This window comes from Massilia sp. (assembly GCF_031995545.1).
GTDB lineage: Bacteria > Pseudomonadota > Gammaproteobacteria > Burkholderiales > Burkholderiaceae_D > Telluria.
Map to the genome: position 1 here is coordinate 111646 of NZ_DAMAGA010000013.1, position 9496 is coordinate 121141.

Genomic DNA, 9496 nt, shown 5'->3' on the forward strand with positions numbered 1-9496 from the left:
TCTTATTTGCGTGAACGCAGCACTTCCAGTTCCGCGCGCAGGTTGCTGCGCTCGCTGCGCGAGGCATCGAGCTGGCTGCGCAAATCCTTCACTTCCTGCGCCAGGTTGTCGCGTTCGGTCTTGATGCCGACCAGTTCCATCTGGGCCGCCAGGCGCGCGTCCGAATCGGCCGCGGTCGAACCGACGTAGCGCTCGATCTGCTGGCGCAGCTCGGCCAGCTGGGCGTCCTTGCCGTCGATCGCCAGCTGATCCTTGGCCTTGCCGACCAGGGCGTCGGCCGCCACCTGGCGCGCATTGCGCAGCTCGGCGTTCAGGCGGTCGATTTCCTCATTACGTTCGTCGGCCACCAGCTGTGCCTGCACGCGCGCGGCGTCGGCGCTCGCGATCTCGTCGCTCAGGGCGGCGCGTTCGCTTTCCAGCTGTTCGCCGCTGCGCAGCAGCGCCGCGTTGTCGCTCTCGGCGCGCGCCAGCGCGTCGCGCGTGCCAGCGCCGGCTTGCTGGGCATAGTCCTGGGCCCAGCGGCTCAGTTCAGCCAGCAGCGCGGGCGGCAGTACCGCTTCCGGCGCCGCCGGGGCGGCCTGGCCGGCGCGCCATTCGGCCAGGTGGGTGTGGATGGTGGTGACCGCACCGCCGCCGATCGCTGCGCGCACCGCATCGATGGTGACCGGCGCGCCGTCCTGCTGCAGGGTCTCGGCGGCCGCGACCACGTCGTCGCGCGTCACGTCCAGGCCTGCCATATCGGTTTTCATTCAGCGTAGAAGGTTCGTTGTTCGAACTTCGTATGATACTTCATGGAAACATTGATGACATGCCGCCGGCCGTCGATAGTTGCCGGACTGTCGCGCTTTCGCCGCGCTTCTCAAGCCTATGCTGTCTCGGTGATAACGAGCTCGCCCGCGTGGTGTTCCAGCCATGCGGTCAGCTCGTCCCTGCCGCGCTGGTCGAGCTGCGGCAGCATCGCGCCATACCAGGCGCGAGCGCGCTCGGCGCCGAGCACTGCCTGCACCACCGGCGCGCTGTGGTCCAGGAATACGCCGAACAGCGGCACGTGACGGGTATGCAGGAAGCCGGGATCGGTGTTGCGCAGGGCGACGTACACCGCGCGTACCTCGTCCAGGTAGGGCAGCGCCTGCGCCATGTGGCCGGACCGGGTCAGGGCGGTGATGAAGTTGGTGACGATCTGCAGGTCCGGCATTTCGCGCGAGGTCAGGTTCAGCGCGCGCGAGCGTGCGATCCAGTCGCTCCCGTGGGCCGGGTCGCCGCTCATGGCGAAGCTGGTGCCGACGTTCAGGGCGTTGTGGGCGGTGCGCTCCTCGCCGAACAGCATGCTCCAGTAGCGCAGCGACTCGTCCCAGCGGCCCAGGCGCGCGCAGCACAGGGCGCACAGGCGCACGGCGTCGATGCGCAGGCCGTCCGGCCGCGCGCCCACATGGGGCAGCGCCAGCGCCAGGGCGGTCTCGAAACGTTCGGCTTCCAGGTGGGCGATGGCTTCCTGCAGTTCGGGCGGGTCGAGCGCTTCGGCGCCGTCGGCCGCATTTCCCGCGTCGGCGCCGTGGCGCAGCACGGCTTCCGGGTCGATGCCGGGCAGGCGCAGGTAGTCGATCACCAGTTCCTTCGACATGTGCCGCTTGCCCTGCTGGTCGACCCGCACCGTGACGTTCTTGAGCGAGACATACGGGTCGCCGCGGCCGCGGTACAGGTACAGCACGGCGTAGCGCTCAGGCGCGGCCTGGGGGCAGGATTCGACCACCGAGAAGAACTGGTCCGGTTCCTCGGCCAGCAGCGCGGCCGCCGCCGCCGGGCGGTCGATGTATTCGAACTTGCGCGGCAGCTCGGTTTCCGGCATCCAGCCGCCGCTCTCTTCGCAGAACGGTTCGGCGGCGGTCATGCGGCCCAGCGCGTACGGCACACCGGCCAGCAGCGCCAGTTCGGCCAGCCAGATCGCCACCAGCGGACCGCCGCGCACGTGCATGCCGGCGATGCTGTAGGCGCCGGCATCGATCACGTCGAGCGCCACCCGCAGCACGTGGGGCGGGTCGGCCAGCATGCCGGCGAAATTCGCCAGGTGCGCCGCCGGCGGAACAGCGCCGGTTTCGAGGATCGCGATCCAGGCCGCCGCCTGCGCATACCAGGCGGCCAGGCCGAGCGCCATGCCCAGGCGGCCCATCCAGACCGGATTCCTGGCGCGGCCGCAGCGCGCCGCATAGCGCGTCGCCAGGCCCATGCCGAGCGCGAACACCAGCGCCAGGCCGACGTTCAGCACCAGCAGCGGCATGTGGATCGTCAGCCAGGCATAGATCCAGGCCGCCGGAATCGCAGCCGCGATGCAGCGCAGCGTCAAGGTGACGGCGCGCAGCGGCATGCGGCCGGAAGGGACGTAATAAGCCGCGAAGATGCCGCGGGCCGGACCGGACGCTGTACCCATGATGTTCTCCTCAGCCGGCGACGGCCAGCAGTTCGAGCCGCAGTTCCTTCATGCCGGCCGGGACGTACACCGAGATCGACTGCGCCTTGAGCATGCGCTCGTACATCGGCCCCTTCGACTCGAGGATGAAATAGCAGGTGTCGGGCCGCACGGGGATCGCGGCCGGCGGCTGCGGCGTGTACTGCAGGCGCACGCCGGGCAGGGCCGACAGCACGAACTTCTCGACGTCGTCCGGTGCGCCGACCTTGAAGCGCAGCGGCACCACGTCGACCAGTTCCACCGCCGGGATGTCGGCGCCGACCGAGATATAGAAGGTGGTGTCGTCGTCGATCTTGCCCGAGTCGAGCATGCCGATGTGGTACGAGGGCCGCACCTCGGAGAGAGCGATGCCGAAGTACTTGGCCGAGATCACGGTGTCGAGCAGCTCGCGGATGATGGAGTGCAGCTTGGCGAAGGCGGGGCCGGGGTCACCGTGCTGGTATTGCGGCAGGTCGGCCAGGGTCCAGCTCTTGGAAAAGGTCATCAGGCCGCCGGCGACGTCGAGCAGCGCTTCGAACAGGCGTTCCGGATGCAGGCCCGGGTGGTGGAAGTGGTGCGACAGCGCGGCGTAGGCCGAACTGGCCGTGTGCAGCAGCCAGAACGAGGACATGTCGCCGGAGCGGAATTCGATCACGTTGCGGGTCGGTTCGCGGTGGTGGCCGTACAGCGCGCCGACTTTCGCCTGCAGCGCATCGAGCAGGCGCCGCAGCGACTGGAACAGCACCGGCGCCGCGCCCAGCGACAGCGTCGGCGCCACCAGCGCCGGATCGATCTCGAAGCCGCCGGTGGCGGCGCGCCGCACACGTAGCAGCGGAAAGTGGATGTAGGCGTCGCGCGGCTCGAACTCGGACACCAGCCGCACCGCGCGTTTCAGGTAGGCCAGCTGCACCGGCGCCGCCTGGGTGTAGAGGTCGGGCGTCTCCTGGTTGGCCTGCACGTAGCGGGCAGCGTTGGCAGACTGCGTGGCTGGCTGCGCGGCAGGTTGCGTGGAAGGCTGCGTAGCGGCCTGCCCGGGCGGCACGAAGTTGGCGTTGAACGGCTTCAGGATCGGCAGCGCCGCATAGTAGGTGACGCCCTGCGCCGACTGCGGCAGCTGGGTCAGGTCGACCGTGGCCGGCAGTTCGTCGTTGCCGGGCGCGTCATACAGTTCGCCATCCTGGAAGCGCAGCGCCAGGCCCAGCACGCGCAGCATGCCGCTGGCCAGCGCTTCGCGGTCGAACTCGAACAGCTCGACGCCCCAGGCATAGGGATGGACCGCCTTGATGCTGCGCTGCAGGCTGTGCTCGTGATAGGCGTCCTGGCGCTGGAAATGCTGCGGGCGAAGCAGCAGGCCTTCGCCCCAGAGAACTTTGCTGGTCATGTGGTGTCGCTCGCTTGTCTCGTTGCGTCTGAAAGGGAGGGTGTGGTGGACTTGCCGTAGAACACGATAACGACGCGACGCAATTGCGCATGTGAACTTGATCAAAGGTTGGCGCAAGACCCCGTGGCAGGATGCGATTTGGTTTCGGAAAGCAACACTCACCGCGCAACGGCAAGGGGGCAAGCATGAAGGGATACACACCGGACCTGTTCGACCGCCTGCTCGGTCTGCCGGTGCGCAACGGCGTCGTCGCCGCGCGCCTGACGATCGAGGAACTCAAGGATGCGGTGGCGCGCGACCTGGAAGCGCTGCTCAACACGCGCTCGACGATTCCGGACGACGGCCTGAAGGCGTATCCGGAATGCGAGCAATCGATGGTCGGCTACGGCCTGTGCGACTTCGCCGACCGCTCGCTGTCGAGTCCCTCGGACCGCGCCGCGATCTGCGCCTGCATCGAGAACACCATCGCGCGCCACGAGCCGCGCCTGCGCAACGTGAAGGCCTCGCTCGAAGTGCGCGAGGAATCGGTCAACCGGCTGGATTTCTCGATCACCGCGCTGCTGGTGGCCAGCGTGTCGCAGGAGCCGGTGAATTTCGACGCGGTGCTGCAGCCGTCCACGCTCCAGTACAGCATCCGTTCTAGCGGTGCGCGCAAGACTGCACGTAGCGCCTCCGCTGCCTCCAGCTCGGGCGCCGGCGCACCCGCAACCGCCGCCGCCATCGGAGCCTAATTCGGAGCCAATGCGTGGAACAACTACTGCCCTACTACGAAAGCGAACTGGCCTGGCTGCGCCGCAGCCTGCGCGACTTCGCCGAGCGCTATCCGCGCATCGCCGGCCGCCTCATGATCAGCGGCGAAGTGTGCGAAGACCCGCACACCGAGCGCATGATCGAGTCGTTCGCCTTTCTCAACGCGCGCATCGCCAAGCGCCTCGACGACGACTATCCCGAATTCACCGAGGCGCTGTTCGAGGTGCTGTATCCGCACTACCTGCGCCCTTTTCCGTCGTGCTCGATCGCGCAGCTGGACGTCGGCGCCGCCGCGCGCCGGCAGACCGGTGCCAGCGTGATGGCGCGCGGCACGCGCCTGACCACGCGCCCGGTGCGCGGCGTGGCCTGCACCTTCCGCACCGTGTATCCGGTGACGGTGGCGCCGCTCGAAGTGCGCGCGGCGCTGTTCGCGCCGATCATCAACGCGCCCGATGCGGTGCGCCTGCCCGGCAACGCTACCTCGTGCATCAGCGTGACCCTAGCCTGCAGCGCCGACCAGGGCGGCATCGCCGCCCTCGGCGTGCCGGCGCTGCGCCTGTTCCTCGATGGCGAGCCGTCGTTCTGCGCCGCCCTGCGCGACGCGCTGCTGGTGCGCGCGGTGGGTGCCTACGTGGAGGCCCATGGTGCGGCTGCGCGCGGACGCTGGACCGCGCTGCCCGCCATTCCCGTGCGCAGCGCCGGCTTCGGCGAAGACGAAGCGCTGATCGACTTCCCGGCGCGCTCGCACACCGCCTACCGTCTGCTGACCGAATACTTCTGCTTCCCCGAGAAGTTCAACTTCATCGACCTCGACCTGGCCGCGATCGCCGCCGCCGCCCCCCCTGGCGCGCGCACCGTGACCCTGCACCTGGCGCTGGGCGGCATCCGCAGCGACTCCAACTTGGCGCGCATGCTCGGCACGCTCTCGACCAACAACCTGCTCACCGGCTGCACCCCGGTGATCAACCTGTTCCGCCAGCGCGGCGAGCCGATCCGCCTGACCCATGCCACTGCCAGCTATCCTGTGCTGGCCGACGCGCGCCGTGCCTATGCCTTCGAGGTGAACGCGATCGAGTCGGTGAACCTGGTGCGCCAGACGGCGCAGGGCGAGACCGTGGTCGAGTTCCAGCCGTTTTACTCGCTGCGCCACGCGCAGACGCCGCAGCAGAGCGGCCACTACTGGGCCATGCGGCGTGACGAATCGCTGGCCGAGCGCAGCCCCGGCTTCGAGACCCAGATCTCGATCGTCGACATCGACTTTGACCCGGCCGAAGTCGAAACCTCCACCCTCAACCTGGAACTGACCTGCACCAACCGCGACCTGCCCTCCGCCCTGGCCTATGGCCAGCCGGGCGGCGACCTGTTCCTGGAAGGCGGTTCGAGCACCAAGGCGCTCTCGTTCCTGCGCAAGCCGAGTCCCACCTGGCGCGTGGCGAACGGGGAGCGCGGCCGCGCAGCGCACTGGCGCCTGATCTCGCTGCTGGCGCTGAACCACCTGTCGCTGGCCGACGGCGGCGTCGACGCCTTCCGCGAGATGCTGGCGCTGCACGACCTGCCGCGTTCTCCCGCCTCGACGCGCCAGATCGGCGGCATCGCGGCGATCGCTTACCAGGCCACCAGCACCTGGCTGTCGGGGAACCCCTTCAACTGCCTGGTACGCGGCATCGAAGTCAGGCTGACGGCGGATGAAGAAGCCTTCGTCGGCAGCGGCATCCACGCGTTTGCCCACATCGTCGAGCGCTTCCTGGCGCTGTACGTGCATGCCAACAGCTTCACCCAGCTGGTGATCGTGTCCCACCAATCCGGAGAGGAGCTGCTGCGATGCCCACCCAGAAGCGGCGACTTGAGCCTGCTGTAATCGAACGCCTGTTCCACGAGCCGTGGCGCTTCGAGTTCTTCCAGGCGGTGCGCCTGCTCGAACTGTGGCTGGCACGGCGCGGCCAGCCGACCCGCAACCTGTTGCCGCGCCTGCTGCGTTTCCAGAATTCGCTGTCGCTCGGCTTCCCGCCCAGCCAACTGGAGGCGATCGCCACCGAGCCGGCACTAGAGCGCAGCGCCGGCGCCCTGAACGACGCCGCGCGCGACGGTACGCTGCGCTACGTGCGCCTGACCCCGGCCTTCATGGGCCTGTTGGGCGGTAACGGCGTGCTGCCGGCGCACTACACCGAGCGCCTGGCCGAGCACCAGGCCCGGCACAAGAACGAACTCGAGGACGACGGCGCGCGCGCCTTCCTCGACGCTTTCTCGAACCGCTCGCTGGCGCTGTTCTACGAAGCCTGGCGCAAGTACCGGCTCGCCTTCAAGTATGGCCTGGACGGCAATGACGCCTTCCTGCCGCTGCTATTGAGCCTGGCCGGCCTGGGCAACGCCGCGCTGCAGCGCCGCCTGGCCGGCAGCAGCCAGGGCGCGGTGCTGGACGAATCGATCGGCTATTTCGCCACCTCGATCCGGCATCGCCCGGTGTCGGCGGTGCAGCTGGCGCGCGTGCTGTCCGACTACTTCGGGCAGCCGGTGATGGCCGAGCAGTTCATCGGCGCCTGGTACGCCGTGCCGGCGGCGCAGCAGACCGTGCTGGGCGAAGAGAACGCGGTGCTCGGTTCGCGCGCGATCGCCGGGGCGCGCATCTGGCAGCGCTCGCTGCGCCTGCGCCTGACGCTGGGACCGCTGGCGCATGCGCGCTTCCAGGCCTTTTTGCCGGGCGGGCTGGCGGCGCGCGCCCTGAACAGCGTGCTGGCGCTGTTCACCGGCGTGGCGCTGGAATACGAGATCGAACTGGTGCTGCGCGCCGCCGACGTGCGCAACACCACCCTCGACGAGGTGCGTCCGGGCCGCCTGGGCTGGGACGCCTTCCTGGTGCTGGACGCGGCGCCGGGCGACCGCCACGACGTGCGCTACGGCCTGCACTGCGCAGCGCTCTGACGCCTGCATCAGGCCGTGCAAGGCGCGCACGGTTCGCAAGAAACGCTCGCACCGGCCGCGATGGCGTATCCTGTAGGCCTGTCAGGCATTGCGCCTCAAACAACGGGAATGGTGATGAGCGAACGTATCCTCTCGGCGATCAAGCTGGGCGCCCAGCAGCTGGCGGCCGTCGTCACGCTGCCGGGCCCTGCGCGCTACGAGTATTTCGTCAAGCGCGTGGCCGATTCGCAGGAAGTCTGGGGCCTGTACCAGCAGGGCTGGGCGCTGGCCAAGACCGACGACGGCACCCTGGTGTTTCCGATGTGGCCGTCGAGCGACTATGCCAGCCTGTGCGCCGAATTCGAATGGGACGGCTACGACGCCCAGGCGTTCTCGCTCGAAGAGCTGCTCGACGAACTGCTGCCGCAGCTGGAAGAAGACAGCGTGTTGCCGGGGGTGTTCTATACGCCGGGCGACAAGGGCATTACGCCGACGGTGGCGGAGCTGATCGGGGATCTGGAAGACGAGTTGCGCAGGACCTAGCGGTAGCCGTAGCCCGTATCCTAAAACCGTCATTCCCGCGAAGGTGAACTGACCCCAATTTGTGGGATTGGTTGATGTTCTAGACCATAGAGGCTTGGATCCTGTACTCAACAGGACTGAGCCCACTTAGGTCAGGCTTAATGCGCTCGTAATTGTAATAGCGGATGTACTCTGCTACTCCGCTTTCCAACTGCTCGATGCTCGAAAATTTGTTGAGGTAGAAATACTCAGACTTCAGCGTGCCAAAGAAGCTTTCCATTGCTGCATTGTCGTGGCAGTTTCCCTTACGCGACATGCTCTGAACCATGCCGCGCTCGCTCAGCATCTTTTGATACGCGGGCATCTGGTAATGCCAGCCCTGGTCTGAGTGAAGCATCGGCGTATCCTCTGGCCCCAGCGTTTCAATGGCGTTCTTGACCATGCCACTGACCAGTTCAAAGGTTGGCCGTAGCGAGGTCGTGAAAGCGACGATCTCACTGTTGAACAGATCCATTACCGGCGAGAGGAACACCTTCTTGTCGCCGACCTTGAACTCCGTGACGTCCGTTACCCACTTCTGGTTGGCGCGTTTCGCCGTGAATTTACGCTTCAGGACATTAGGCGCGATACGTCCGGCCTCACCCTTGTACGACTTATATTTCTTGATCCTGACAAGCGACTTCAACCCAAGCTCTTCCATCAGCCGCTGAACGACCTTATGGTTCACGACGTGGTCCAGACGGCGCAACTCCATCGTGATGCGCCGGTATCCATAGCGTCCTTTGTGGTAATCGAAGCGACTCTTGATGAGAGCTTTCAGGTCCGCGTATTTGTCCGGCTTTTGCTGCGCCTTTTCTTGATAGTAGAAGGTGCTCCGGGCCAGCCCGGCTACCTCCAGCAATCCTTCCAGCGCGAAGACAGGCAGGAGTGCAATTACGATTTGCGCTTTTTCCGCGTTGCTGAGTTCTTCCTTGCCTGCAGCAACGCATCGACCTTTTTTAGGTAAGCCACCTCCATGCGCAAACGTTCATTTTCCTTGAGCAGATCGTCACGGGTACGCTTGTCGTCGTCAGGCGAAGGTGTTGCAGGAGTCGGTGAGGTTTGGGACACGATGGGCAATGATTTTCTAGCGTGTTCTAACGCTTGTGCGCCGTTAGCACGGTAGCGCCGCTCCCAATTGGCAACGGACTGAACACTTCGTAGATTGAAAACGGCAGCAACCTTGGTATTGGACAGCGCATTGTCCCACATGTGCTGCAGCACAGTCAGCTTGAACTCGGCGCTGTATTGGCCCGTCTTCGTTGTAAGACCAGCTGTACCATGTGTTCGGTACCACAGCACCCATCTACGCAGCATCGGCGCTGCGATGCCGAATTCGCGGGCAACCAGCTTGTATCCTTTGTGACCTTCAAGGTATCGGTCAACCGCTTTCTGTTTGAACTGTTCCGTGTACTTCAAAATAAAACCCCGAAAAGTCGTTCCAACTTTTCGGGGTCAGTTCA

Annotated in this window: 8 protein-coding genes; 4 read left to right on the forward strand and 4 right to left on the reverse strand. The window is 66.2% G+C overall.

Translation table 11 applies throughout. The features are described from left to right. Positions 1-2: 2 nt before the first annotated feature. The 3 genes from RTQ83_RS12030 to tssK form a co-directional block, all read right to left on the reverse strand. Complete coding sequence (locus RTQ83_RS12030) at positions 3-737, reverse strand: DNA-binding protein (protein ID WP_312514665.1); 735 nt, start codon at positions 735-737, stop codon at positions 3-5. 128 nt (positions 738-865) lie between these two features. Then, a complete protein-coding gene (locus RTQ83_RS12035) occupies positions 866-2425 on the reverse strand; it encodes a hypothetical protein (RefSeq protein WP_312514667.1) in 1560 nt (519 codons plus the stop codon). A gap of 10 nt (positions 2426-2435) precedes the next feature. Then, complete coding sequence (gene tssK, locus RTQ83_RS12040) at positions 2436-3824, reverse strand: type VI secretion system baseplate subunit TssK (protein WP_312514669.1); 1389 nt, start codon at positions 3822-3824, stop codon at positions 2436-2438. Positions 3825-4009: 185 nt separating this feature from the next. Here tssK and tssE point away from each other — a divergent pair, with 185 nt between their 5' ends. From tssE to RTQ83_RS12060, 4 genes are all read left to right on the forward strand, one after another. After that, complete coding sequence (gene tssE / locus RTQ83_RS12045) at positions 4010-4555, forward strand: type VI secretion system baseplate subunit TssE (RefSeq protein WP_312514671.1); 546 nt, start codon at positions 4010-4012, stop codon at positions 4553-4555. 14 nt (positions 4556-4569) lie between these two features. Further along, the gene (gene tssF, locus RTQ83_RS12050; RefSeq protein WP_312514673.1) at positions 4570-6432 is read left to right on the forward strand and encodes a type VI secretion system baseplate subunit TssF; all 1863 of its coding nucleotides are present in this window, start codon (positions 4570-4572) and stop codon (positions 6430-6432) included. Next, on the forward strand, positions 6396-7493 hold the full coding sequence (gene tssG / locus RTQ83_RS12055) for a type VI secretion system baseplate subunit TssG (RefSeq protein WP_312514675.1): 1098 nt from the start codon (positions 6396-6398) through the stop codon (positions 7491-7493). The genes tssF and tssG overlap by 37 nt, the downstream gene beginning before the upstream one ends. Positions 7494-7607: 114 nt before the next feature. After that, entirely contained in the window at positions 7608-8015 is a 408-nt protein-coding gene (locus RTQ83_RS12060) for a DUF2750 domain-containing protein (protein WP_290417831.1), read from the forward strand. Between the two features lie 79 nt (positions 8016-8094). Here RTQ83_RS12060 and RTQ83_RS12065 read toward each other — a convergent pair. After that, positions 8095-9455 (reverse strand): IS3 family transposase gene (locus RTQ83_RS12065; RefSeq protein ID WP_312514684.1). Its coding sequence is split into 2 segments (ribosomal slippage): positions 8095-8987 and positions 8987-9455, totalling 1362 coding nucleotides; the frame shifts between segments, so codons are not numbered across the junction. Between the last annotated feature and the right edge of the window lie 41 nt (positions 9456-9496).